A 26,025-nucleotide genomic window follows, 5' to 3' on the forward strand; every position below is an offset into this window, starting at 1 on the left:
TCCTTTCATAATGGAAAGGGGTTTTTTCATAATATTGTTTTTAGAAAGTCTTTGATGAAACTAATCGCTCATGATTTCGTATTCTATGTATAGATTGGAAAAAGGATGTGACTTCCTTGAACGAATATGAGTTGAAAGTATTTGACGAGGTGCAGGAATGGAAAAGCAAGCTTCTCAAGCGTTCGAGTTTACTGAAAAGATTATCGAAAAAGGCCCAAGGAAAAATAAATGAAATCATACCTGAAAAAGCCCATCAGCTAATGACAGATGGCATCAAAAACATGGTGAAGGCTACATTAACAGGTTCTGGACTTTTGACAAAAAATGAGGGCTATCGAAATGCTTCATTAGAGGAGAGGGATAATCAGCTCACCGAAAAGCTCGCTGCTTATCGAAAAACTGCCACAATTGAAGGCGCAGGAACAGGGGCAGGTGGGATTTTTCTTGGACTAGCCGATTTCCCATTACTATTATCGATAAAAATGAAGTTCCTATTTGATGCAGCCTCGATCTATGGCTTTGATACAAGGGAATATGAAGAACGTCTCTTTATTCTCCATGTCTTTAAGCTTGCCTTCTCCAGCGAAGAAGAGAGAAAAGAAACCTTGGAATTCATCGAAAATTGGGAGGAGAGAAAAAGGGAAATTATCGATATGGACTGGAGAGTCTTCCAACAAGAATACCGTGATTATATCGACTTTGTTAAAATGCTGCAGCTTGTACCAGGAATTGGGGCGGTAGTAGGAGCCTATGCCAACTATAATCTATTAGACCATTTGGGTGAGGTCGCCCAAAATGCTTATCGAATACGAATTTTAAAAGCCTTCCCAAAGCTCTATTAGAGCTCGTGGAAGGCTTCTTTCTGTCTTTTCTATCAATAATTTAAGGCTGCCGCACCTAATGCTTTTGCAGCAACAAGCATGGCTTTTTCGTCAATATCAAATTTGGGGTGATGATGTGGGAACGCTTGCGTAACTCCTTCAGGCTTTGCCCCGGTAAAGAAGAAGGTTCCTTTCACATGTTCGAGATAATAGGCGAAGTCTTCACCGCCCATTTGCGGTTCCGATTCTTCTACTGTATGAACACCGGATATGTTCTGCACACAGTCAATGAGGTAATCGGTTTCCTCGCTATGATTGACGACCGCTGGGTATCCACGATGAAACTCATAGGAATATTCGCAATCTGCGGCGATACACGTACCTTTTACAACCCTATCAATCTCCTGCTCAATGAATGTGCGGACATCCTCGTTAAAAGTACGGACCGTCCCGATGAGCTTTGCCTTATCAGCAATAACATTAAAGGCATTTTCCGCCACAAATGAACCAACTGAAATGACAGCGGAATCGACAGGATTCACTCTTCTACTAACAATTTGCTGGAGATTTAGAACTAGCTGTGAAGCAATCACAATGGCATCCTTTGTGGAATGAGGATGTGCACCATGCCCACCCTGGCCCTGGATATGAATTTCAAACCGATCAGCTGCGGCCATAATTGGACCTTTTCGGTATTGGATTTTACCGGTAGGTTCACTTGCCCAGAGATGCGTACCGAAAATGGCGTCAACTCCCTCTAGACAACCATCCTCTATCATAGAAATGGCTCCACCAGGTGCATACTCCTCGGCGTGCTGATGGATCATTACATATGTACCTGAAAGCTCATCCCTTAGTTCATGAAGGGCTTTGGCAAGGACTAAAAGAGTCGCCGTATGTCCGTCATGTCCGCATGCATGCATGACTCCTGGATTAAGAGATTTATATGGAACCTCATTTTCTTCATGAATAGGAAGGGCGTCAAAATCGGCTCGCAAGGCAATCGTTTTACCTGGCTTAGCACCACGAATTTTGGCAACAACTCCATTACCACCAACATTTCCTTGAACCTCAACGCCAAGCTTCTCATAAAAGGATTTAATATACTGGGCAGTGTTTACTTCTTGAAAGGATAGCTCAGGATGCTGGTGCAGATACCTTCTGATCTCAACCATTTCATCATAATAGTTTTCAAGCTTTGTAAATAACTGTTCTAACATGATCGTCTCTCCTCTTTATGTATAATTTTTTGTCTATTTTGAATTATAATAAGATTTTATCACATATTCTTAGAGACTCGAAGAAAATTTATTTGAAAATTTTTTTTGACAGAAGGCTGTGTTGATTTTAGCCCTATACTTGTGCGTGAACGGGTTTTATTCGGTACGAATAACTTAGTGAACGTATAAGTATAAGGCGGAATATTGAGCAATCACCAAATATAACAGAGCAAATAAAAAAGGATGAGGTAGCACCATCCTTTTTTACTAGTCAATTAAATTAATCATGCAAAAATTTTACACAGACTGGATCCGGGACCACGATATCCGATTGAACTAATGTTAGTTTACCGGTTTCTGGATTACGCTCGAAAAGAACGAGGCTGCTCGATTCCTGATTGGACGCAACGATGTATTTTTCAGATGGGTCAAGAGCAAAATCTCTCGGCCATTTCCCTGCTGTTGATGCATGCTCGACAAAGCTCAGTTCACCGCTATCTTGATTGATGTTAAATACGGCAATGCTGTTGTGTCCACGATTCCCAGCATAAATAAATTTTCCATCGGAGGAAATATGAATGGCGCTTCCTTGACTGTTCTCTTCAAATCCATCAGGGATGGTCGAAATGTATTGCACCTCAGTAAAGCTGCCATCGATTTCATTATAGGAAAGAACAATCACCTCAGAGCTTAATTCTGTCATGACATAGGCCATCTTGAGATGAGGATGAAAAACAATATGGCGCGGGCCACTTCCTGCTTTAACAGATAATTGATGCCTCTCAGTTAAAATCCCATTATCCAGTTCATATGTATAGACCTTGTCACATCCCAAATCCACAGCGATTACATATTTTTCGTCAGGGGTAAACCCAGAATAATGGGTATGTGGCTTTTCTTGACGTGGATCAGGACCTGTGCCTTGATGCTCCACTACGGATGCTGGCGGTTGAAGGGTCCCATCCATATTTAATAGGTAGGAATCGATCGTTCCTTTATGGTAGTTGGCAGATACTATATTTCGGTTCTTGCTGTCCACACTCACATGACAAGGAGGAGCACCAGTTGTAACCTGATGATTTAATGGGGTTAGCTTTGCTTTTTCCTTATCTAAAGCAAAAGCAGCGACCCCACCTAAATCACCTTCTTTCACAACCGAGTAAAGAAATTGATTGTCCCTGCTAATTGCTAGATAGGTTGGATTCTCAAGCTCGGCGGCAAGCTGTGGCTCTTCTATTTTCGCTGTAGCTGTATCTAAAGTGAGGGAATAGATTCCTCGACTATTTCCTTTTGTATAGGTACCAACAAAACCTGTAAATTTGGTCATCAATATCCCTCCAAATGTTATGAATCACTTCACCTATAGTTTACAATATTTATTGAGAAAATACGAGAGAAGTTACATCTCCGTCTCAAGACGGAGGACAAAACAACCCAAGGTTTGTTCATGAACGGAGAAAAAATAGTAAACTAAAAAGAAAGGAAAATCCCTGTCGAAATCGAAATGTTTAAGAAGGTTAAGAAAGTAGGGAATTATGTTGAGATATCGGTCCATCAATCAGATTTTATTTGCCTTATTCCTCTTGGCTATTGGAGTTGTTCTTCTTCTCGTGAATATTGGTGTCATTTCCTTGGAAATAATGGACTTTATTGTCTATTCCTATCCTTTTTTCTTTTTGGCAATAGGAATCAGTATGCTTTTCGGTAATTTGCTGAAAAAAAGGAATGATCTATTCTTTAGTTCATTTGTTGTCCTGTTCTTCTCCTTGCTTGTCCTAGATCGCTTCCATGTGATTGACTTCGGTTTCTGGGATATATGGAAGCTGTGGCCTGTATTGATCATTTTATTTGCCTTTTCCATATTATTTAAAAAAAGAAGCCTTAGGATTCATTTCACGAACGATTTAGCCTCAGACATGTATAAAAAAGGTCTAGATGGTGAACTATTGGGCGGCCGAAAAAAAGTTCGAGGATTAACAATTGGAGATATTAGCTTTAAGGAAAACAATTGGGCGCTGGAGCCGATGGAATTATACAACACGATAGGTGATTATTTCATCGATTTTAACAAAGCCTATATTCCAGAAAAAGAGACCTCGGTAACCCTTAAGGGATGGATTGGTGATGTCAAAATGATCATTCCTGAAGGAGTGCCAGTCAGTATTCAAGCAAACATAAAGGTAGGGGATATTCGCATTTTTGATCATAAATCAGAGGCGATTAACCGTTATTTGGAATACGAGACACCCGGATATGATGAAGCAACTAGAAAGCTGAAGATCATGATCGAACTTAAGATAGGTTCTATCCGAATTGATAAGGTATAGGGAGAATCATATGAAGAAATTAAAAAGCATCCGTTTTTGGTTTATACAAACCTTTGTCATGATGGCTTTCATCAGTACTTTAATCATCTTTGTAGGTCTGCAAATCTACTTGGTTGTTTCGGATTCCGCCATATTGGATATAAGAATGACTCTATGGCTCTCTCTTTTTGCGCTCGTTGTTTTTTTGTTGGTAGGGGGATATTTTGGCATAAAAGGCAGCTATCTAATTAAAGGGAGATTAACAGATATTCATCTATTTGTCTCGACGCTAAGAAGTGGAAATACAACGGACAAAATCCCTATCTATGAAAAGGATGAGATTGGTCTTGTATCAGAGGAATTAAATCTACTGGCGGACTATATTCAGGAGCAAAAGCAATCAATGCAGAGATTAGCAGATAAGAAGACTTCATTAGCACAATCTGCCCATGCTGCTGCAGTGATGGAGGAAAGGCAGAGACTGGCAAGGGATCTTCATGATGTGGTCAGTCAACAGCTCTTTGCCCTAGGTATGATGTCTTCTGCTACATTAAGATTATTTGAACTGGATCGTGAGAAAGCGAAGGAACAGCTAGAGGAAATCAATCGTATCGCTGCAAATGCACAAGGGGAAATGCGTGCCCTCCTACTTCATCTTCGACCAATCCAGCTTAGTAATGAGCGACTTTCTGATGGGATCATTAAGCTCCTTCAAGAGCTAAAAGGAAAAACAAATCTTCACTTCCAGGCGAGCATCGATGATATCGAAAATATTTCTAAAGCAACAGAGGAGCATCTATTCCGTATCATTCAAGAGGCGCTTTCCAACATTCTGCGGCATGCAGAGGCAAAGAAGATCAAAATCACACTCACTGAAAAAGAGAATACTATCTATTTGTTTATCGCTGATGACGGTAAGGGCTTTAACCCGAGTGTGGAGCGAATAGCCTCATACGGCTTGAAGACGATGCGTGAAAGATGCGAAGAGGTGGGGGGAGTATTCAATATTCGCTCAAAGGAAAAGGAAGGAACATATATTGATATTCGAGTGCCATTGACAAGGGAGAGTATGAAAAATGATTAGAGTGGCAGTTGTGGATGACCATGAAATGGTGAGAAAAGGGATTATCTCCTATTTAATTACCGAGCAGGAAATAGAGATTGTTGGCGAGGCGAAAAGCGGATTTGATGCGGTCAAGCTTGTGCTTGATAAAAGACCAGATGTCGTATTAATGGATCTATTAATGGAAAATGGAACGGGTATTGATGCGACGAAGGAGATACTTAAGACGTATCCAGAATGCAAAATCATTATTATTACAAGCTTCTATGATGATGAACAAGTATTCCCGGCGATTGAGGCAGGTGCCTTTAGCTATATGCTCAAAACCGCAACTGCTGAAGAGGTGGTTCGAGCCATTCGCAAGGCGGTTGATGGTGAAGCGGTGATTGAGCCTAAGGTTGCCAATCGAATGATGAGACGATTACGTCCGCAGGAGAGAAAGCCTCATGATGAATTAACCGAACGGGAGCTTGAGGTGCTGATGTGTATTGGCGAAGGGATGACCAACCAAGAAATTAGCGAAGAGCTTTTTATTGGGATTAAGACGGTAAAGACCCATGTGAGCAATATTTTGAGCAAGCTTGATGTAACCGACCGAACTCAGGCAGCAGTCTATGCCAATCGAAATGGAATCATCAAGGAAAATCGTTGATATCTTATTTTTAACTTAGCCCTTCATAGATTCTGAAGGGTGAGAAAGTAAGAAGAAAGTGAAGGGAATGCAAAACGGCATTCTCTTTTTTATATGGCTCTTTTCTCAAACATGGTTGTCATTGACCAATAAATAATTTCTTTTGTTCATAAGATTCTCCTTTTTAGGAGGTAAAGACTCTAATCATATTCGTTATAATAAAAGAAAAGGCTATTAAAAGCGGGTGTTTCTTTAATGAAAACGAAATGGTATCTATTTATTTCGATAATTTTGACTTTGTCTATTGTTATTTATAATTTCGTTAGTTTTGATAAGGAAAACCCCTATAAGATCGGAATCTTAATGGTTGGGAAAGAGCGAAGCGAGAAATATGAAGGCTTGCAGGCTGGGTTGTTGGACTTAGGGTATGAAAAAGAGGATTTTCATTTTATTGTGAAATCTGCAAAGGATGATACGGAATTATTAAGAAAACAAATTAAGGAGCTCTTGAATGAAGATATAGACTTAATTGTTACTTTAGGCGGAATTGAGACAGTTGAGTTAAAGAAGCAAATAGAAAAGGAAAACAGAACCATTCCAGTAGTATTTGCCGGGGTAGCTGCCCCGAGGGAAATCGGTATTATTGATGATTATCGTTCCCCTGGAGGTAGTTTTACGGGAATTAATAATTACCACACTAGTTTATCTGGCAAAAGGCTTGAATTACTACACGATCTAGTTCCTTCTATTGAAAGGGTACTTGTTATTTATGACCAGGATGTTGATGTAAGTAGACTTAGCTTACAGAAAACAATTGAAGCTGCTGAGGCACTTTCTATCAAAATCATTCCTTTTAATGTATCAAATAAAGACTATAAAGACCTAATGGAAAGAACGGTTCAGAAGAATGATGCCCTGCTTATTCTTCCCAGCTTTCGCATTGAGTCATTAACAAAAGAAATTGTCTCTTTTTCAAAGGAATATGCCATTCCCGTTATGGGGATCTATGAGCATGAGGTAGAGGCTGGTTACTTAGCAAGCTATGGGTCTAGTTTTTTTGATCAAGGTTACCATTCCTCTAGGTTTGTCAGTTCTATTCTTCAGGGGAATTCTCCTAGTCAAATTCCGACCGAATTACCAGATACAGTTCGTTTTCTTATCAACAAAGAAGTGACGGACAAGTTGAATATCCACGTTAGCAAGGAATTAATCCCCATGGCAGAGTTTATCAATGAAAAGGGGGAGATCCAGTGAAAAGTAGATCTTTGTTAAGTTGGTTTTATTCCCAATCTATTCGGAATAAAGTGCTTGTCTTTGGAGTTCTCATGTCGACGATCCCCCTTTTATTGATTAGCTATTTTTATTACACACAGGTAAAAATGGATCTAGAAGATAGAATTATGGAGAAGCAAGAGCTGTTAACGAAAAATTTATCCAGTGAAATAAAGCTGGAGTTTGGCAAAACTCTTCAGCAAATTCAAATGTTCGCTGCATTATATCAATATGGCGATGGGAAACAAGGCTTTTATGAGATTTTTCAACAAAATGAAACGATTGATGAAATTGTCATTACGAATAACTCTGGAGGTGTGGTTGAGCGTGTTTCCAGGTATCAGCTCAATCTTCCACAAAAGGATGAAAATTGGTTTACGGATGAAATGTGGGATGATTTCCAAACAGAGGATAAGGTCTATGGGGCGGTTGAATTTAATGATTTAGGACAACCGGTGATCAAACTCGCCATTCCCCTTCTCAATGAAGGAGAAAGGTACGGAATTGGAGTCAGCATACAGCTACAGAAAATTATTGGTCGAATCTCTTCCTTAAGGCAAGATTCATCTTCCTATTTATATCTGCTTGATCAATATGGCCGAGTCATTGCCCATCAAGATTATAGCAGACTATGGGAAAAATCAACTGCATATGAAAGCAAGAATTTACTAAGCGTAAAAACAAACATAGAGGAATTGAATTGGACACTGGTCATGGAACAACCAAAAGGGACTGCATACCTACCGATTAATAAAATGTTTCAAACAGGGCTGATTGCTGTGGCAGTCTCAACACTTCTTATAAGTATTATTAGTATCTACGCTGGTCTCTATTTTACCAAGCCGATTCTCCTTTTGGACCAAGGAATGAAAAAACTAAAGCACGGGATCAAAATCTCACCAATAGAATTGAAACAAAAGGATGAAGTGGGAAAGCTTGCCCAGTCCTTTAATGAAATGACGAAAGAGTTACAAACGAAGTCACTTCAGCTAGAAATGGAAAAGGAACGGCTAAAAGTTGTGGTTGAGGGGATCGGTGCTGGCCTTGCCCTCGTCACAAAAGAATATGCTGTCACATGGATGAATCCAACCTTACGGGAGTGGATCGAGCATCAAGACCTGAATCTTCCTTGTTATACAATGATTGGTGGGCACCCTTCTCCATGTAATGATTGTCCTATTACGGATCTCAATCTTGGCGAGGGAAGCGGGAATAAAGAGATGAAACTAATGACGAAGAGTGGGGATGAAAGGATCTTTCAGCATCGCGTCTTTTCTCTTAGTCATGCGATTGAAGGTGAAGGAGAGTTTCTAGTAGTCATTGAGGACATTACAGAACAAAGGGAAATGGAAGAGAAAATTATCCAGACAGACAAATTATCCGCACTTGGACTAATGGCTTCAAGCTTTGCGCATGAGGTGAATAATCCTCTTACAACGATTAATGTATATGCGGAGGATTTAACCGATCGGTTTGAAATGAAAGACGAGACTTTAGATGATGATGAAATTTATGATTACTTAAGAAAAATCATTGAAAATACGAAGCGCTGCAAAAGCATTACGAGCAATCTTCTAAACTTCTCGCGAAAATCCCAATGGAAAAATACATCAGTTGATATTGAGGACACGATCGAAAATAGCATCCGTTTAGTGGAGCACACATTGAAACGAAAAAATATTTCCGTTCAGCTGAGGATGGATACCTCGTTGCCAACTATTGTTGGGGATCATTTAAAGCTGATGCAGGTGTTCGTCAACTTAATCAATAATGCGGTCGATGCGATGGAAGAGGGTGGGTATCTAACCATTTCTGCTGTTCAAAATAGGAGCAAGGTTAAGGTAACGGTAGGAGATACAGGGATTGGAATTCCAAGAGAGCATATTTCTAAATTATTCGATCCTTTCTATACAACCAAGCCTGTTGGGAAAGGAACAGGTCTTGGCCTTTCTGTATGCTATGGGATCATTCAGCAATTTGGTGGAAATGTAGAAATTGAGAGTGAAGAAGGAAAAGGGACGGAGGTAACTGTTCTTATTCCGATTAAGGAGGAAAAACAATGGGTGCAGCAAAGCTCTTAATTGTTGATGATGAAAAGGACTTACTTCAATTGCTTGTCAAGAGGCTGGCAAGAAAAGGCTATGAGGTTCACTCTGCTGAAACTGCCGAGGATGCCCTTATGATTTTGAAGAATGATTTCTTTGATGTCGCCATCTTTGATATTCGATTACCTAAAATGGACGGAATTACACTTCTTAAAGAAACCAAAAAGATTCAATCAGATGTTGAAATTATTGTCCTAACTGGTCATGGTACAATTGAAACAGCGATTGAAGCCATGAAATATGGTGCCTTTGATTATTTGACCAAGCCATATCAATTAACAGATCTTGAATTGACGATTCAGAAGGCGGAAAACAATAAGAAATTAAAAGAAAAAAATGAAAGTATGAAAAAAATAATTAAGCAGCAAAATCAATTCCATATTATTGGGGAAAGTAAAGAAATTCAAGAGGTAATCGCGCTAGCTGAAAGAATTGCAGATAGTGAGGTTCCGGTATTAATAGAAGGAGAAAGTGGAACAGGAAAAGAACTGTTTGCCAAGGCTTTGCATTATTGGAGCGTCCGCAGAGATGAGCCATTTGTGCCCGTGAATTCAGGAGCCCTGCCGGAGCAGCTACTAGAAAGCGAGCTTTTTGGCCATGTAAAGGGCGCATTCACAGGGGCCAATCAGGAGAAAAAAGGGCTAGTAGAAGCTGCTGATGGGGGAACATTGTTTTTGGATGAGTTAGGGGAAATGCCATCCTCCTTACAGGTGAAGCTTCTTAGATTTCTAGAATCGGGGGAATTTAGAAGAGTTGGTGATGTAAGAGAAAGGAAGGTAAAGGTGAGAGTGGTGGCTGCAACCAATGCTGATATGGAAAACGAGGTGGCAGCCGGAAACTTCCGAGAAGATTTATTTTATCGTTTGAACGTGGTCAAGCTTGTCATCCCCCCACTGCGGGAGAGGAAAACAGATATTCCAGTTTTAATTGATTATTTCTTGAAAGAAATGAAAAATAGTCGGAAGCAATTATCAAAACAAGCACTTCAAGAGCTGCAAAATTATCATTTTCCAGGCAATGTTCGGGAGTTGCATCATATTATCGAACGCGGCGTTTTGTTAGCAAGGTCAGAAATTATTGAACAAGAGGATCTTCTTTTGGGGAATAGGGGAAAAGTAAGTCAATCCGTAGAAAGTTTACGGACGTTAGAGGAAGTTGAAAAAGCGCACATCAAGCGAATACTGTGTGAGGCGGATTGGAATAAGACAAGAGCTGCAGAGTTTTTAGGAATTAGTGTTAGAAATCTTTATCGAAAAATAGATCAGTATAAATTAATGGAACCGTGACATTTTGTCATGAAAATCTTCGACAAAACATGACAAAATGTCAATGCATTTACACCTAACTTTCTTGTTAGGTGTTTTTTTATGCTTTTTATGAGTTGGCACGCTTCTTGCATATTTGTGAAGTGATAAACAAATAGAAGGATGTGAATGAGATGTTATCAAATATCGGAATCCCTGGATTGATACTAATTCTAGTATTAGCACTCATTATTTTTGGACCGAAGAAACTGCCTGAAATTGGAAGAGCATTTGGTCAAACACTGAAAGAGTTTAAAAATTCCGCGCGTGAGCTTACAAGCGATGGAATTGAGGATCTCAAGCAAGAAATCAAAGAAACAAATGAGGAGCTGTCCAAATAGAAAGGAGCATTCAACATGGTTTTGTTTCGAAAAAATGAACTGGAACCTGAAGATTATTCAAGCTTGGCGGATGGGTTTGTCCCCAATCCGGACGAAGTGTTAAAAACAAGCCAATACGATTCAGAATTAGGAAAGAACATGGCGAGAGATGCGAGAAAGGTCATTGGTGGAAAGCTGAAAATTGAAGATTTTCACCGTGTCTATTCGGCTTCACTGTTGAGGGAGTTTGGAGATCAATACGCCAGTGCCGAAGCACCCAACCCAACAAATTCTTCTGAATCAGGACCGAGATGGGGAATGGTCATCGATTTGAAGAAGTGTGTCGGTTGCGATACTTGTACAGTTTCCTGTAAAGCAGAGAATCGAACCCCACCAGGAATGTCCTATAATGTCGTGCTAGAAACGATTAAAGGCGACTTTCCTAATATCTCAGTTACCAATTTGCCTCGCCCTTGTATGCAATGTGACAAACCGCCTTGTGTGCAAGTTTGTCCTACAAGGGCAACTTATAAGATGAAGGATGGCATTGTGGTCATCGACAATGATCGCTGTATTGGCTGCCGCTATTGTATGGTCGCTTGTCCTTATGGTGCACGTTCCTATGACTTTGGAAATAGCTATGAGGAAGAAATGATGGGATACAACGATGTCACCAGTCCTGAGTATGGGATGGCTCGGGGCAAGAGGAAGAAAGGAGCGGTACCGGAAGAAACGGTTAGAAAATGTAATTTCTGTTATCACCGACTCCAGCGTGGAGAAGAGCCGGCATGTGTGGAAACCTGTATTGGTGACGCTAGATATTTTGGCGACATGAATGATCCAAATAGTGTCGTGTCGAAATTAGCGGCAAGTCCTCGCGCATTCAGATTGAAGGAAGAACTAGGAACTGAGCCCCGGGTCGTATACCTAAGATAAATGCTCATGCTTAGATAAGGAGTGGAGAAAATGAGTACAAATGCGAATGTTAACCGAGATTTGGTTGCACAAAGGAGAGGAAGTCTCCTTGAAAAATTATATTGGGCAATTTTACTTGCTGTCCTTGTGGTCGGAGTGTACTCCATCATCACTGGTTACTTCATGGAAGGGATGTCATCTACCAACCTTTCAAATCAAGTGCCTTGGGGCGGCTGGGTTGCCTTTTATATTTATTTTATTGGTTTAAGTGCAGGTTCCTTCCTTCTATCTACTCTTATATATGGGTTTGGGATGGATAAATTTGAAAAGATTGGTAGAGCTGCCTTGTTATCCGCCATCATCTGTATGATGACAGGAATTCTATTTATCTCATTGGATATCGGGCGTCCAGACCATATTATGAATGCCGTTATTTACTGGAATGTGACCAGTACGATGGCATGGGAAATACACTTCTATATCGTTTATCTCATCTTACTATTAGTAGAATTATATTTTGCGATGAGAAGTGATCTTGTCACACTATCTCAAACTGACAGTTTTAAAGGCAAGATTGCCAAATTGTTGGTGTTTAAGAAGAAGGAATTTACTGACGAGGATCATAAGCATGATAAAAAGCTGATGAAAGTATTAGGAATTATCGGTATCCCCCTTGCCATTTTAGGGGTTCATGGTGGTACAGGTTCTATTTTTGCCGTTGCCAAGGCACAGCCCTATTTAAATTCAGCGCTGTTTCCATTAATCTTCATCGTTTCAGCTCTTGTCTCAGGTACAGCATTATCGATCGCTATCTATGTGATAAAGTGCAAGGTCAAAAAGGAAGAAATTGATCGTTCGATGGTTCGCTCGCTCGGAAGCATGCTCGCTTTATTTCTAGGAATTGAAATTATCATGGTTTGGTATGAGTTTTTAGTTGGTTTTTACGGCCTTGAGCATGAAGAAATGGGAACAATCAAATTAATTATGACAAGCTCCTATTCTTGGACGTTCTGGATATTGCAAATGGGATTTGCCTTAGTCATTCCTTTAATTCTATTAGTGATTAAGAAAACAAAGGAATCGATTAATTGGGTACTTGCCTCATCGATCATTGTTCTCATAGGGGTCATCGGTGTTCGCTTTAATATGGTCATTCCAACATTAATCATGCCAAAGCTAGAAGGGATGCCCTATGGTCATTACAGTATGAACCTTTCAGAGTGGTTAACGACGTTTGGTCTTCTCGCTCTATGCTTAATCATGTATACGCTGGGTGAGAAGCTATTGCCGATAGATGAGCTTGATACCGAGGAAAATGGAGTGAAAGAACATGAGTAAGGATAAGTTGAATCGCAGAGGTTTTTTGAAGGCGTTAGGAACGATTGGAGCGGTTGCCGTAGTAGGGCCTGCCTTCATTGGTCCAGTTAAGCAGGTGATAAATGGCGTATGGGAAGATGAGCTGCATGGGGTTGGGACAGAGTATCAGGATTACTCGGCTGAGAATGTCATCTTCACTGCCTGTCAGCAATGTAATTCTACCTGTACGATTAAGGCGGTCATGGTAGCTGGAAGTGCTGGTGGAGCTTATTCATCGATCGTCCGCAAAATTTCAGGAAATCAATATAGTCCGCTCGGGATGGTACCGTACGGACACATCAATTATGAGACACCTCTCAAAGAGGCGATTAAAGGAACGGGCGATGTCGCCAAAGGTGGAAGGGGCTTCCGGGGGGCTCGAACCTGTTTGAAGGGGCAGGCTGGAATTCAAACCTCCTATGATGCCTTCAGGATTCAGCATCCGCTCAAGCGCGTAGGGGAAAGAGGAAGCGGAGTCTGGAAGACGGTTACGTGGGAAGAGGCTTACAAGGAGATTCTCGAAGGTAGCAAGGATTTGAAAACACCTGGTTTGAAAGAAATTTGGGCATATGCACCAGAGGAAGCGGTAATGGCTGATTGGGAAAAGGTGAAGGCTGGTGAAATGGAAAAATCGGCCTTCGACAATAAATATAAGGATGTGTTGATTAATACTGACCATCCAGACTTAGGTCCGAAGGCGAACCAAATCGCAATCATGGCTGGTCATCGCAGAGACTTCATCGAACGTCTGGCGAATAATAGTATTGGAACGGCTAGCTTCTACGATCATGGAGGTTATTGTGGAATCACGAGTGTTATGGGAAATGTCCGCTCTTTTGATTCAACAAAGCAGAAAAAACGGATGATTCCAGACTATGAAAAGGCTGAGTATGTCCTAGTGTGGGGGACCAATCCATTAACAGCCAACCGTGGTCCGACGACATTTGCTCCGCAAATTACTAACGCAATTGATCGTGGAATGAAGATGGTTGTGATTGACCCTCGCTATAGCAAAACTGCTGAAAAGGCCCATATGTGGGTCCCTGTCAAGCCTGGTGGGGACGGTGCACTTGCCATGGCCCTATGCCGTTGGATTATCGAAAATGGGCGCTACGATGAGATGTATTTGCGAAATCCAAATGAGGAAGCAGCTCATGTTGATAATGAACCAACATGGAGTGATGCCACATATCTTGTCAATGTGGGTGATAAGAAGAGACCATTCCTTCGAGCAAAGGATTTAGGTCTAGGAGAGGAAGAATTTGTTGTCCTTGAAAATGGCAACCCGGTGATCCATGCAAAAGCAAGCAATGGGGACCTTGAGGTGGATACAGTTATCAATGGAATTAAGGTTAAATCGACTTTTACCATTTTTAAAGAAAAAGTAATGGAGAAAACGCTGGAGGAATATTCAACGATGTGTGAAGTTCCTATCGAGCAAATCGTTCAAATTGCTAAGGAATTCACTTCACATGGAAAAAAGGTTGGCATTCATGCTTACCGGGGTCCAGCCATGCACACAAATGGGTACTATAGCGGGCGAGCAATAAATCTTCTCAATCATTTGGTTGGCAACCACGATTGGGCAGGTGGAGATACAGCGCTTGGTGCAAAATTCAAAAATACGGAGGGTCGTTACGATCTCATGGGGGTACCTAATGCCAACAAAGCATGGGGGATCCCTGTTACACGGCACAAAACACCTTATGAAAAGACAACCCTTTTTGCTAAAGATGGCTATCCTGCCAAACGGCCTTGGTACCCGTTAGGGAATAAACTGATTAATGATGTATTACCTAGCTCGGCAGAAGGGTATCCATATAAAATTCGAGCAATCATCATGAACCGTACGTCACCAATCATGTCTGGACCACGCTCTGACATGCAGGAGAAATTTTTAAAGGATCCGAAGGTGGTAGAACTCGTTGTTTCTTCGGATATTGTGATCGGTGAATCTAGTAAATATGCAGACTTTATTCTTCCAGACCTATCTTATTTGGAGAGCTGGAATACCGAATCTATTTTCCCGATTATCAAATACAAGTTTGCAAGTATTATTCAGCCAGTAACACGAATTGTGCCGGACGCGAGACCGACTGAGCAAGTGTATATTGATTTACTCAAAGGAATGGGGCTTCCGGGTGTTGGTGATCAAGCCTTTACGGATGGTTCTTCCTGTCATTGTCCAGAAGATTATTATTTGAAGATGGTAGCCAATATTGCCTTTGATGGGAAGAAGCCGGTGAAGGATGCTGATGCGGAGGAGCTAGCCATTTTTGAAAAAGCAAGGAAGAATGCATTGGGCAAATTTTTCGATATAAGTACACTGCAAAATGCTGTAAAGCCAGAGGAATGGAAAAAGGTCGTCTATGTATTAAATCGTGGTGGTAGATATGAGCCACAAGGAGATGAGCATGTTGGTCCACATATTAAATATCAGTGGGCAAATCTGGTTCACTTCTATGATGAGAAGGCAGCAGGTTTCAAAAGTGCTTATACCGGAAAGTTCTTTGAGGGAGTTCCAATTGCTGATGAAATTAGGAAATACAATGGAGAAGTGTACAAGCCAACAAAGCCATTGCAATTTATAAATTGGAAATCGAGAAACATGGGTACGCATCGAACGGAAGGAAATGCTTGGCTTCGAGAGATAAGAGATGAAAACTATTTATGGGTGAATCCAGTTGATGCAAAGGAAAAAGGAATTGTGACTGGGGATGAAGTGTATATCAAATCAACGAGTGCTAAGGAAAAAGCAAGGGTTCTTGTGACTCCAGGAATTAAGCCAGGTGTTGTGGGGGCGAATTTTAGCTTCGGACATTTTGCCTATGGTTCAACGAAGGAAAAGATTGATGGAAAGGTAATGAAGCCTGCAGAGCGATATGGTCATTTGCCATTTGAAATTAATGTACCGATGCATGAAGAATCCGGCTATGCGCGGGGGAGAGGGCAGGGCTTTTCCGTCAATGCTTTAGCAGATAAGGATGACAGCTATTTTGAAGGGTATCTTGCAGATCTTCTAATTGGTGGTCCGGCACAACAGGATGTATTCGTCGATATTAAAAAAATCTAGCAAAAAGGTGATTTAAATGATAGAAACCAATGAACAGCTATACGGTCAGTTAGCATTAACGAATATCCTTGCAAGCGTTTGGCTAGGTGATTGGGATCGCTATGAGGAAATTTTTGCGCAGTTGACTGAAGAAATGAAGGAGCATTTTCAATTTCATAGCCACTATGAACGGGAAGATGTAACTCTATGGCATGAGAACTATTTTAATATTCCAGGAGACTATTTTGTCTCCCCTTATTACTCTTCCTACACAATTAAGAAGGATGGGGGAGAGGAGGGAAAGAGAAATCTTCTTTGTCTCATAGGAATGTACGAAAGACTTGGATTCTATTTTCCTTTGCAGCAGGATCTCTATCCGGATCATATCGGTTGCTTGACCACATTTTTGGCAGCTGTTTTGCAGGAGAAAATCAAGGCTGCAGAGCTTGAGGATCGAGAGCTGTTTGACCAACTAACAAGTTTAGAGAGGGAAATTGTAAAAAAGTACATTATTCCTGTCAGTGTGGGGATGAAGCACTTAGGATCAACAAGAATGCAGAATCCATTTTTTGAACAGTTCCTCCCCTTTTATGTAGATGTCATGAAGGAACTATCTATTTAAATAATTCTAGAAAAACGGAGTGGGTTTGATATGAATAAATTACTAGTATCATCAATCGCCGCTATTGTATTAACCATGGTAGCTGGATTTTCAATTCTGTTCTTTGTGATTGATACGGACAAAAGTACGGTGACTGCACAAAAAGAGTTAGAAACCAAAAAGGATCAAGTGGGGGAGAAAGACCCGCTACATCCATACCCTGCACCAAGTATGGATGAGGTCCCAGATGGGGAAGAAGGAGAATTAATTAAGCTGGGACAAAAATTTCATAATGAAACGGCAACAGCATTGGACGATTATGTAGGAAATACATTAAGTTGTGCTAGCTGTCATGCAGATGGTGGAACAGGGGAGGCCCTTGATTTAATCGGTATTTCCAAGACATACCCACAATATAACCCAAGAGCTGGGAAGGAAGTATCGATAGAGGATCGAATCAACGGATGCTTTAAAAGAAGTATGAATGGAAAGCCACTGCCAAAAGACGGCGAGGAAATGAAAGCAATGGTTGCCTATTATACTTTCATATCCAAGAATGTACCAGATGATATTGATGGAAGAGATTGGGCAAAGTTAAAAAAGGTAGAAGGGGATATTACTAATCTGAATATTAAAGAAGGAGAAGAGCTCTATAAAAAATCATGTATTGCTTGTCACGGGGAGGATGGCTCCGGCGGTTCTACGGGGATTGCTCTATGGGGAGATAATTCCTATAATATTGGAGCAGGTATGGCAAGAGTGAGGACGGCTGCTGGTTTTATTCAAGCCTTCATGCCGGCTGCACCAATGGGTGGATATGAAAAAGGCTCTTTTACAGACGAAGAAGCTTTGAATATCGCAGCTTACATCAATTCGATGGCCAGACCAGATTTTCCTGATAAGATCCATGACTGGCCAAATGGAGATGCTCCAGACGACGCTGCATACGAGACATTGGCAGGTAAAAAAGAATAATCTTTGAGGACTAGGGAGGATAAGCCCTAGTCCTCTTCAATTTTTTAATGAATGATCTTACTTTCCCTTGCCTTATTAACTAATGGAGCCCCAAGCCGATTCACAAGTTTCTTTAATGAAATGCCAATAACTAAGGTAATGACTGCATACACTGCAAGGATAAGGAGATCACGAATGACAATACCCATAATCATTCCGCCTGTTGCTTCTCTCATCAAGCTTATTGCGTAGGTGAAGGGCAAGATCGGATTGATCAGTTGAAAAAAAGCTGGCGTCATTTGGATCGGGAATGTTCCACCAGAACCAGAAATTTGCAGGACAAGAAGGATAATGCTGATCGCCTTGCCCACATTTCCGAACACAGATACCATCGTATAAACAATCAACATGAAAAGGGAGCTAATCAATAATCCAAAAATGACAAACCAGACTTTGTCAACAACATATGTATTGAGGATATACATATCGCCAATGGTGACGATTAGGGACTGAAATAGGGCAATCACCCAGAAGGTCAAAAATCTTCCAAAATAAATATGATAGCTGCGGTAAACGCCTTCACGATTATCAACATGGATCGTTAGCAGGGAAACTAATAATAATGCGCCTACCCATAATGATAAGGTTGTGAAAAAAGGAGACATGGCTGAACCGTAGTTTGGAATTGGAAATAGCTTGTGAGCGTTTAGACGTACTGGCTCAGCAACAAAGTCACTTTCCCGTTTCACGTCGTTAATTAATAAATCAATGATGTCTTCAAGATTTTGTTTCCTTTCAAAGTCCCTAATTTTGTTAGCGATATCCTTCAATTTTGCCTCAAGAAGTGGAAAGTCTTTCTGAATTCTTTTGATTTCTTTTGCCCCATTGGAGATGCCTTTTGAAATAGTAGGAAGCTTTTGTTTAAGTGCTGGGAGATCCTTCTTTGCCTGTTGTAGAACGGCTGATGTATCGGTTAGTACGTCCTGTATCTTTCCAATTTCTGAATGAATAGCAGGAGCAATTTCGTTATTATATTTCCCGATCATCCCATCTAAAATTTGTGCGGCTCGGTTTTTATGTTGTCTAATATTTTGAACGGAAGCAGCCGAAAGCTCGGAGCCATTGTTCAGAGCGGTTATGGTGTCTTGAAGAAGCCTTTTTTGTTGTTCAAACTGGCTTTGTAGTGCACTTAGCTGACTGGATTCATCTGCAAGAAGATGATTGTTGCTCATAGCATCAATGCTTTCAAAGGTTTTGCGGATGCTCTCAGCTAAGGCCATCCCGCTATCAAGACGGTTGATGGAATCCTTTAAGGCACCTTGAAGAATTTGTGGATCGAGATTCTCACTTTCCAATTCGCTGATAGCAGCATCGACCTGATTGGATGTCTGTTTAAGTAAAATTAGATCCTGCTTAATATTGGGTTCAACTTTTTCCAATACAGCTCCAGTTTTTTGTAAAAATGTACTCACATCGCTTGACAGTGCTGCTCCCTTTGAAGCGATCTTCTCTATCGTAGGGAGATCCTTCTCAAGCCTAGCAATTAGTTGAACGGCATCCCCAGCATAGGAAGAGGCTGTATCAATCACCTCTCTTATTTTAGGGAGATCCTGTTCGAGCCGAAAAATAAATTCCTTTGCACGACGGATCGTGGGCAAATCCTTTTGCAATTCAATTCCAATCTCGTTAAAGACGCTAAAAATCGTTTCACTCGCCGTCTTAATAAATTGGTAACTGATCTCCCCAATTAAGCCTGTTGCCCCTGTAGAGGTAATCTTCGGAGCAATCGCATTGATTTTTTCATTTACATAATAGTCAATTGTCGCCTTAACTGGTTCATCTGAAAGGACACTAGCAATATCCATTGAAAAATTCTCGGGAATGATGATGCTTGCATAATATTGTCCTCTTTTTACGCCATGTAGGGATTCCTTCTTGGTGACGAATTTCCATCCAAGCTTATGATTGCCCTTCAGAGATTGAACAATCTCATCTCCCATATTAATTTTCTCCCCATTGATCGTTGCTCCCTGATCAAGATTTGTAATCGCGATCGCTACTCCTTTTGTGTTTCCATAAGGGTCCCAGGAAGCTTCAATATTAAACCAGGCATAGAGGGAGGGGAGGATCATCAATCCAATAATAATGACTGCCGCTGACCAATTGGCCCAAATTCTTTTCATGTCTGTTTGAAAAATAGCCCAAGCCTTTCTCAATCGCTTCACCTTTTTTTCTGTTTTCCTTATTATTAGAGAATAGCTTCTTCATATGCAAAAATAGAGTTATTCTAATTTAATAATTGTTATTCAAATACTCATTAGCTTATAATAGAGCCGTTGCTTTTTAAATTTCACTAATAAATGAGGACAAGTCATGCAAGCTTTATGGAATCTATTAAAATATTTGAGACCTTATTGGATGTTTGCCATTATAGGGCCTCTCTTTATGTGTCTAGAGGTTGCGATGGATCTCATGCAGCCAATGCTCATGCAGCATATCATTGATAATGGCATTGCCACGGGGGATCATTCCTATGTCGTGAAGATGAGCATTCTTTTGCTTGCTGCAGCTCTTATCGGTCTCTTTGGAGGACTTGCCTGCTCGATTTACAGTACGAAAGCAGCAGTGAATTTTGCAACAGATATTCGCCAGGAGCTGTTTGCAAGGATTGAGCAATTCTCAGCTAGAAATACGGATGAAATCAGAACAGGGAAATTAATCACGATCACAACAAATGATGTCTCTTCTGTTCAAATGGCCTTGCTAATGACTTTGAAAGTATTTGTGAGAAGCCCACTTTTATTTATTGGAAGTGTCATTATCGTATTTGTTTCTGCAAGAGATTTCTTTCCGATTCTCATTGTATTGATTCCACTGCTCGCGATCGTCAATTGGTATTTCATGAAACATGCAGGCAGGCTTTTTCGAAAGGTTCAGGAGACAGTTGACCGAATCAATACAAAGCTTCAGGAGAATTTAGCGGGAATTCGCGTCGTGAAGGCGTTTGGCAGACAGGAGTATGAAAAAACAGGCTTTGCTGCGATTAATCACGATTTAACGAATATCAATCGGCGGGCTAATCAAATGATGATGGGACTTATGCCTGTCATGCTTTTTCTTGTGAATATCGGGATTGTTGCTGCATTATGGATGGGCGTCATCAAGGTGGAGCAAGGAACCTCAGAGGTTGGGGTGATCCTAGCCTTTATTAACTACTTGACGATTACACTTAATGCATTAATCAGCAGCAGTCATGTTCTGATGGTGATTTCAAGAGCATTCCCATCTGCTGAGCGCATTAAACAAGTACTTGATACGGTTCCTGATATTCAAGAGTCACAAGAGGCATATCGGCCTGAAAAGATTAAAGGGAATATTGAATTTCGCAATGTTGACTTCAGTTATAGTAAGAATGGTGAATATGTCCTAAAGGAAATCTCATTTAAAGCAAATGGCGGTGAGAAAATCGGGATTATCGGAACCATTGGGAGCGGTAAATCTACTTTAATGAAACTAATTCCTCGTCTATATGATGTGGACAGAGGAGAAATATGTATTGATGGACGGAACATTAAAGAGTATGGTCTTCGTCAGCTAAGGGTGGCGATTGGTTTTATTCCTCAGAAGGCAAGTGTTTTCTCCGGTACTATTATGGACAATTTACAATATGGAAAAGATGATGTCAGTAAGGAGGAGGCTGTATTTGCTTCCTCTGCAGCGAATGCAATGGAATTTATTGAAAAGCTTGATGGAGAGTTTGAACATGTTTTAACACAAGGAGGGAGCAATCTTTCAGGGGGACAGAAGCAAAGATTGTCAATCGCACGCGCACTTGTGCGAAAGCCACCAATTTTAATCTTGGATGATTCAACCTCTGCTGTGGATGCATTATCTGAAAAAGCCATTCTTCATTCTTTGCAGGAGGAGTACAAGGATTCCACAACCTTCATCATTTCCTCGAAAATCTCGTCCGTGATGAAGGCAGATCGCATCATCGTCATGGAGGATGGAAGAATCGTTGGAATGGGGACCCATCGTGAATTAGTAGCAACTAATTCTGTCTATCAAGAGATTTATCGGACCCAAGGTGGAAAGGAGGAGAGCGTTCATGAGTCAGGTCGCTATGAAACATCCTGGCAGTAAGGGGAGATTTGGCGGTCCCGTAGTCAAGGCAAAGGATAGCAAAGGTACGCTAATCCGCATATGGAACTATATGAGAAAGGAAAAAGCGCCCCTCATTCTTGCTATTTTGTTTGTACTCTTGACGACAATCCTTGGGCTAGTGGGTCCTTATTTAATCGGAATCATTATCGATGAATATGTGATTCCAAAGGATATTAGTGGAACGGTACGGATGGGAGCGATTCTAGCAGTAGTTTACCTGGCCCTCTCCTTTTTCACCTGGATTCAATCCTATATCATGATCCGTGTCTCACTTGTTACGATCAAGCAACTTCGTCAGGAATTATTCGATCAGCTGCAGAGCCTGTCATTAAGATTCTTTGATCGGCGCACAACAGGTGATCTTATGAGCCGGGTCACAAATGACATCGATCAATTAAACAATGCCTTAAGTCAAAGCGTGATTCAAATTTTCTCCTCCGTGTTAACGGTTGTGGGTGTGTTAATCGCGATGCTGTATTTGAATTGGATGATGGCACTAGTAACAATCTGTGTCATTCCTATTATGTTTTATACAACAAAGAAAATTATTAAATACAGTAGCAGCAATTTTATTAAAAGACAAAGGGATTTAGGAGAGCTAAATGGAGTGGTTGAGGAGTCTATTTCAGGCTTAGAAATTATCCAGCTATTTGGCCAAGAAGAAAGGGTGTTTGACAGGTTCTCTAAGGTGAATGAGAGATTAAGAACCTCTTCAGCTAATGCAGAAATCGTTTCAGGTTTTATTGGACCAGTCAATAATTTCATTAATAATCTTGGAATGGGTCTGATTATTGCATCAGGTGCCCTGCTGACCCTTCATGGTCTGGCTACGGTTGGAGTGATTGCCGCATTTGTTACCTATTCTAGACAGTTCTTTCGTCCCATCAATCAAATGTCAAGTCTATTAAATACGTTCCAGTCGGCGATTGCTGGGGCTGAAAGAGCCTTTGAAATTATGGATGAAGTTCCTGATTTACAGGATAAAAGGGATGCGATATCGATAGACGTATTGATAGGGGACGTGGAATTCTCCAATGTTTCCTTTGGATACAAAGAAGGGATCCCTATTTTACGGAATATCAGTCTCCAAGCTCGTGCTGGACAAACGATCGCAATCGTTGGACCAACCGGTTCAGGAAAGACGACATTGCTCAATTTGTTGACTCGATTTTATGAGGTAGATTCTGGTGAAGTGAAAATTGATGGACATAATATTAAGGATTATCGAATTAGTGATTTGCGTCGGAATATCGGAATTGTCTTGCAGGATACGTTCCTTTTTTCAGGAAGCATCATGGAGAATATTCGTTATGGGAAGCTGGAAGCCACTGATGAGGAAGTGATCCGTGCTGCAAAAGCAGCATCAGCACATCGCTTTATCAAGCATCTGCCAAACCAATACGATACCATCATCACTTCCGGCGGTAATAATCTGAGTCAAGGTCAGAAGCAGCTTCTGGCCATTGCTCGTGCGATTTTGGCTGATTCTAGACTATTGATTCTCGATGAGGCGACATCAAGCATTGACACAAAAACGGAAATTGAAATTCAATCAGGCCTTAGAAATTTAATGGAGGGCAGAACGAGCTTTGTGATTGCCCACCGTTTAAAGACCATAGAGCATGCTGATCTTATCCTCGTTATTCGTGATGGGGAGCTGACCGAAAAGGGAACCCATGAGGAGCTTATGGCACAAAAGGGCTTTTATTACGAATCCTATAGAAATCAGTTTGAGATGGGCTAAATACGACTAATTTTCGACACTTCCTACGGTAATGTATACAACAATAGGAGAAAACGCTATATTAGAATGAGTATAAATTGTCCATTCTCATTTTTTTAGACTAAAATGAGAATGACTGGGCTGAAAGGTGGAAGTTACTTAATGGTTAGAGAAATAAATGATACATTATTGAGAGCGGCAAGAGGAGAACAGACGTCCCATGTGCCTGTTTGGTACATGCGACAGGCTGGAAGATCACAGCCAGAGTATCGAGCAATCAAAGAGAAATATTCTCTGTTTGAAATCACTCATCAACCTGAGCTTTGTGCTTATGTGACAAGGCTTCCAGTTGAACAATATAATGTCGATGCAGCTATCCTTTATAAGGATATTATGACTCCACTTCCTGCATTGGGTGTAGATGTTGAAATCAAGGCAGGGGTGGGTCCTGTAATCTCTAATCCGATTCGTTCGCTTACGGATGTGGAAAAACTAGGAGAAATTCATCCTGAGGAAGATGTGCCCTATGTACTAGATACGATTAAGCTTTTAACAGAAGAACAGCTATCAGTCCCATTGATTGGCTTTGCTGGGGCACCATTTACTTTGGCAAGCTATATGATTGAAGGCGGACCGTCCAAAAATTACAATAAAACGAAAGCCTTTATGTATGCAGAACCGAAGGCTTGGTTTGCGCTCATGGATAAGCTTGCGGAAACGACGATTACATATGTCAAGTCTCAAATTAAAGCTGGAGCAAAAGCCATCCAAATATTTGATTCTTGGGTCGGTGCTTTAAATGTTGAGGACTATCGTACCTTCATAAAACCAGTGATGAACCGTATTTTTACTGCATTACGTGAGGAAAATGTTCCGCTTATTATGTTTGGGGTTGGAGCAAGTCATCTAGCTCTTGAATGGAATGATTTACCGCTCGATGTTGTTGGCCTTGATTGGCGTCTGCCAATTAGCGAGGCGAGAGCGAAAGGGATCACAAAGACCGTTCAAGGGAATCTTGATCCAGCGATCCTGCTTGCACCTTGGGAAGTGATTGAAGAAAGAGCGAAAGCCATTCTTGATCAAGGAATGGAGCGTCCTGGCTATATTTTTAACCTCGGTCATGGTGTGTTCCCACAGGTAAACCCTGAAACACTTAAGAGACTTACTACTTTTATACATGAGTATTCTGCAACGAAGCTTCGCGGCTAATACGGCAAAGCGTTGGAATAAAGCAAAACAAATTAAGAAAGATGCAACGAGACGTTAAATGAGGTGAATGAAAAAAATGACAAAAAGACAAATGGGTCTACTAGTTATGGCATATGGTACACCTTATAAAGAAGAGGATATTGAACGATATTATACCCATATTCGTCATGGACGTAGGCCATCTGAGGAAATGCTGGAGGATTTAAAGAATCGTTATCAAGCAATTGGTGGCATCTCACCACTTGCTGAGACTACCAATAAACAAGCCCACGCTCTTGTCGAGCATTTAAACAGTATTCAGGATGAGATCGAATTTAAGTTGTATATCGGTTTAAAGCATATTGAGCCATTTATTGAGGATGCTGTGAAACAAATGCATGACGATGGAATCGAAGAGGCAGTTAGTATCGTTTTAGCACCTCATTTCTCTACCTTCAGCATCAAATCCTATAATGGAAGGGCAGTAGAAGAAGCTGAAAAGCTGGGGGGCCCTGTTATTAAATCAGTTGAAAGCTGGTATAAGGAGCCTAAGTTTATTCAATATTGGGTTGAGAAAATAAAAGAAACGGTGGCGCAAATGCCAGAGGAAGAACAAAAAGAAGCTGCCTTAATCGTTTCTGCCCATAGCCTACCGGAGAAAATTCTACAGCTTGGAGACCCATATCCACAGCAATTACAAGAAACTGCTGATTTAATTGCTGCGGGTGCAGGTATTAGTCATTACTATGTAGGCTGGCAAAGTGCTGGTAATACACCAGAGCCCTGGCTTGGACCTGATGTTCAGGATCTAACGAGAGAATTATATAATGAGAAGCATTACAAGGCATTCATCTATACACCTGTTGGCTTTGTTGCAGAGCATTTAGAGGTTTTATACGATAATGATTATGAGTGTAAGGTGATTACAGATGAGTTGGGAGTAAGCTATTATCGACCTGTTATGCCAAACACAGATCCATTATTTATCGATGCCATGGCTTCAGCTATCTCAAAATTGATCTAAATCTGA

General features: G+C 40.9%; 20 protein-coding genes. 17 read left to right on the forward strand and 3 right to left on the reverse strand.

Features of this window, described 5'->3' with window-relative positions; all coding sequences use genetic code 11:
• Positions 1-116: 116 nt before the first annotated feature.
• Positions 117-842 (forward strand): EcsC family protein, encoded by a 726-nt coding sequence (locus J2S07_RS00280; protein WP_307148388.1) that lies wholly within the window; start codon positions 117-119, stop codon positions 840-842.
• A gap of 32 nt (positions 843-874) precedes the next feature.
• Here the strand turns inward: J2S07_RS00280 and J2S07_RS00285 are convergent, their stop codons facing one another.
• Both J2S07_RS00285 and J2S07_RS00290 read right to left on the reverse strand, forming a co-directional pair.
• Entirely contained in the window at positions 875-2,041 is a 1,167-nt protein-coding gene (locus tag J2S07_RS00285) for a M20 family metallopeptidase (protein ID WP_307148389.1), read from the reverse strand.
• Positions 2,042-2,321: 280 nt separating this feature from the next.
• Positions 2,322-3,368 carry a lactonase family protein gene (locus tag J2S07_RS00290; RefSeq protein WP_307148390.1) on the reverse strand — a complete coding sequence of 349 codons (1,047 nt, stop codon included), beginning with the start codon at positions 3,366-3,368 and terminating at the stop codon, positions 2,322-2,324.
• 208 nt (positions 3,369-3,576) lie between these two features.
• Between J2S07_RS00290 and liaF the strand changes: the two genes are divergently transcribed.
• The 12 genes from liaF to J2S07_RS00350 all read left to right on the forward strand — a co-directional run bounded on the left by liaF (position 3,577) and on the right by J2S07_RS00350 (position 17,941).
• Positions 3,577-4,368, forward strand: coding sequence for a cell wall-active antibiotics response protein LiaF (liaF, locus tag J2S07_RS00295; RefSeq protein ID WP_307148391.1), 792 nt, complete (start codon positions 3,577-3,579; stop codon positions 4,366-4,368).
• A 10-nt stretch (positions 4,369-4,378) separates the two neighbouring features.
• Entirely contained in the window at positions 4,379-5,431 is a 1,053-nt protein-coding gene (locus tag J2S07_RS00300) for a sensor histidine kinase (RefSeq protein ID WP_307148392.1), read from the forward strand.
• On the forward strand, positions 5,424-6,062 hold the full coding sequence (locus J2S07_RS00305) for a response regulator (RefSeq protein ID WP_307148393.1): 639 nt from the start codon (positions 5,424-5,426) through the stop codon (positions 6,060-6,062). Before J2S07_RS00300 ends, J2S07_RS00305 begins: the two co-directional genes overlap by 8 nt.
• A gap of 234 nt (positions 6,063-6,296) precedes the next feature.
• On the forward strand, positions 6,297-7,295 hold the full coding sequence (locus tag J2S07_RS00310; RefSeq protein ID WP_307148394.1) for an ABC transporter substrate-binding protein: 999 nt from the start codon (positions 6,297-6,299) through the stop codon (positions 7,293-7,295).
• Positions 7,292-9,394, forward strand: coding sequence for an ATP-binding protein (locus J2S07_RS00315; RefSeq protein WP_307148395.1), 2,103 nt, complete (start codon positions 7,292-7,294; stop codon positions 9,392-9,394). The genes J2S07_RS00310 and J2S07_RS00315 overlap by 4 nt, the downstream gene beginning before the upstream one ends.
• Entirely contained in the window at positions 9,373-10,704 is a 1,332-nt protein-coding gene (locus tag J2S07_RS00320; protein WP_307148396.1) for a sigma-54-dependent transcriptional regulator, read from the forward strand. Before J2S07_RS00315 ends, J2S07_RS00320 begins: the two co-directional genes overlap by 22 nt.
• Before the next feature lie 152 nt (positions 10,705-10,856).
• Complete coding sequence (gene tatA, locus J2S07_RS00325) at positions 10,857-11,063, forward strand: twin-arginine translocase TatA/TatE family subunit (RefSeq protein WP_307148397.1); 207 nt, start codon at positions 10,857-10,859, stop codon at positions 11,061-11,063.
• A gap of 15 nt (positions 11,064-11,078) precedes the next feature.
• Positions 11,079-11,978 (forward strand): sulfate reduction electron transfer complex DsrMKJOP subunit DsrO, encoded by a 900-nt coding sequence (gene dsrO / locus J2S07_RS00330; RefSeq protein ID WP_307148398.1) that lies wholly within the window; start codon positions 11,079-11,081, stop codon positions 11,976-11,978.
• Between the two features lie 30 nt (positions 11,979-12,008).
• Positions 12,009-13,295 (forward strand): NrfD/PsrC family molybdoenzyme membrane anchor subunit, encoded by a 1,287-nt coding sequence (gene nrfD / locus J2S07_RS00335; protein ID WP_307148399.1) that lies wholly within the window; start codon positions 12,009-12,011, stop codon positions 13,293-13,295.
• On the forward strand, positions 13,288-16,386 hold the full coding sequence (locus tag J2S07_RS00340; RefSeq protein WP_307148400.1) for a molybdopterin-dependent oxidoreductase: 3,099 nt from the start codon (positions 13,288-13,290) through the stop codon (positions 16,384-16,386). Before nrfD ends, J2S07_RS00340 begins: the two co-directional genes overlap by 8 nt.
• Positions 16,387-16,402: 16 nt before the next feature.
• Complete coding sequence (locus J2S07_RS00345) at positions 16,403-16,987, forward strand: molecular chaperone TorD family protein (RefSeq protein WP_307148401.1); 585 nt, start codon at positions 16,403-16,405, stop codon at positions 16,985-16,987.
• A gap of 30 nt (positions 16,988-17,017) precedes the next feature.
• On the forward strand, positions 17,018-17,941 hold the full coding sequence (locus J2S07_RS00350) for a c-type cytochrome (protein WP_307148402.1): 924 nt from the start codon (positions 17,018-17,020) through the stop codon (positions 17,939-17,941).
• 44 nt (positions 17,942-17,985) lie between these two features.
• Here the strand turns inward: J2S07_RS00350 and J2S07_RS00355 are convergent, their stop codons facing one another.
• Positions 17,986-20,136 carry a YhgE/Pip domain-containing protein gene (locus tag J2S07_RS00355; RefSeq protein WP_307148403.1) on the reverse strand — a complete coding sequence of 717 codons (2,151 nt, stop codon included), beginning with the start codon at positions 20,134-20,136 and terminating at the stop codon, positions 17,986-17,988.
• Positions 20,137-20,293: 157 nt separating this feature from the next.
• Between J2S07_RS00355 and J2S07_RS00360 the strand changes: the two genes are divergently transcribed.
• From J2S07_RS00360 to hemH, 4 genes are all read left to right on the forward strand, one after another.
• On the forward strand, positions 20,294-22,063 hold the full coding sequence (locus J2S07_RS00360) for an ABC transporter ATP-binding protein (protein ID WP_307148404.1): 1,770 nt from the start codon (positions 20,294-20,296) through the stop codon (positions 22,061-22,063).
• Positions 22,029-23,828, forward strand: a complete 1,800-nt coding sequence (locus tag J2S07_RS00365; protein ID WP_307148405.1) for an ABC transporter ATP-binding protein — start codon at positions 22,029-22,031, stop codon at positions 23,826-23,828. Before J2S07_RS00360 ends, J2S07_RS00365 begins: the two co-directional genes overlap by 35 nt.
• Before the next feature lie 141 nt (positions 23,829-23,969).
• Positions 23,970-25,016: a uroporphyrinogen decarboxylase gene (gene hemE / locus J2S07_RS00370; protein WP_307148406.1), complete on the forward strand. Its 1,047-nt coding sequence runs from the start codon at positions 23,970-23,972 to the stop codon at positions 25,014-25,016.
• A gap of 76 nt (positions 25,017-25,092) precedes the next feature.
• Positions 25,093-26,019, forward strand: a complete 927-nt coding sequence (gene hemH / locus J2S07_RS00375; protein WP_307148407.1) for a ferrochelatase — start codon at positions 25,093-25,095, stop codon at positions 26,017-26,019.
• Positions 26,020-26,025 lie beyond the last annotated feature (6 nt).

Origin of the sequence: Anoxybacillus andreesenii (genome assembly GCF_030813005.1) — a bacterium.
In the GTDB taxonomy this organism is placed as follows: Bacteria; Bacillota; Bacilli; order Bacillales; family Cytobacillaceae; genus Robertmurraya; species Robertmurraya andreesenii.

What these genes read in the sequence shown, in the direction of transcription:
- J2S07_RS00340 (WP_307148400.1), top strand. Translation starts at nt 13,288, where the DNA reads ATGAGTAAGGATAAGTTGAATCGCAGAGGTTTTTTGAAGGCGTTAGGA.
- dsrO (WP_307148398.1), top strand. Translation starts at nt 11,079, where the DNA reads ATGGTTTTGTTTCGAAAAAATGAACTGGAACCTGAAGATTATTCAAGC.
- J2S07_RS00305 (WP_307148393.1), top strand. Translation starts at nt 5,424, where the DNA reads ATGATTAGAGTGGCAGTTGTGGATGACCATGAAATGGTGAGAAAAGGG.
- nrfD (WP_307148399.1), top strand. Translation starts at nt 12,009, where the DNA reads ATGAGTACAAATGCGAATGTTAACCGAGATTTGGTTGCACAAAGGAGA.
- J2S07_RS00365 (WP_307148405.1), top strand. Translation starts at nt 22,029, where the DNA reads ATGAGTCAGGTCGCTATGAAACATCCTGGCAGTAAGGGGAGATTTGGC.
- hemH (WP_307148407.1), top strand. Translation starts at nt 25,093, where the DNA reads ATGACAAAAAGACAAATGGGTCTACTAGTTATGGCATATGGTACACCT.
- J2S07_RS00310 (WP_307148394.1), top strand. Translation starts at nt 6,297, where the DNA reads ATGAAAACGAAATGGTATCTATTTATTTCGATAATTTTGACTTTGTCT.
- J2S07_RS00350 (WP_307148402.1), top strand. Translation starts at nt 17,018, where the DNA reads ATGAATAAATTACTAGTATCATCAATCGCCGCTATTGTATTAACCATG.
- tatA (WP_307148397.1), top strand. Translation starts at nt 10,857, where the DNA reads ATGTTATCAAATATCGGAATCCCTGGATTGATACTAATTCTAGTATTA.
- J2S07_RS00320 (WP_307148396.1), top strand. Translation starts at nt 9,373, where the DNA reads ATGGGTGCAGCAAAGCTCTTAATTGTTGATGATGAAAAGGACTTACTT.
- J2S07_RS00300 (WP_307148392.1), top strand. Translation starts at nt 4,379, where the DNA reads ATGAAGAAATTAAAAAGCATCCGTTTTTGGTTTATACAAACCTTTGTC.
- J2S07_RS00290 (WP_307148390.1), bottom strand. Translation starts at nt 3,368, where the DNA reads ATGACCAAATTTACAGGTTTTGTTGGTACCTATACAAAAGGAAATAGT.
- hemE (WP_307148406.1), top strand. Translation starts at nt 23,970, where the DNA reads ATGGTTAGAGAAATAAATGATACATTATTGAGAGCGGCAAGAGGAGAA.
- J2S07_RS00345 (WP_307148401.1), top strand. Translation starts at nt 16,403, where the DNA reads ATGATAGAAACCAATGAACAGCTATACGGTCAGTTAGCATTAACGAAT.
- J2S07_RS00285 (WP_307148389.1), bottom strand. Translation starts at nt 2,041, where the DNA reads ATGTTAGAACAGTTATTTACAAAGCTTGAAAACTATTATGATGAAATG.
- J2S07_RS00360 (WP_307148404.1), top strand. Translation starts at nt 20,294, where the DNA reads ATGCAAGCTTTATGGAATCTATTAAAATATTTGAGACCTTATTGGATG.
- liaF (WP_307148391.1), top strand. Translation starts at nt 3,577, where the DNA reads ATGTTGAGATATCGGTCCATCAATCAGATTTTATTTGCCTTATTCCTC.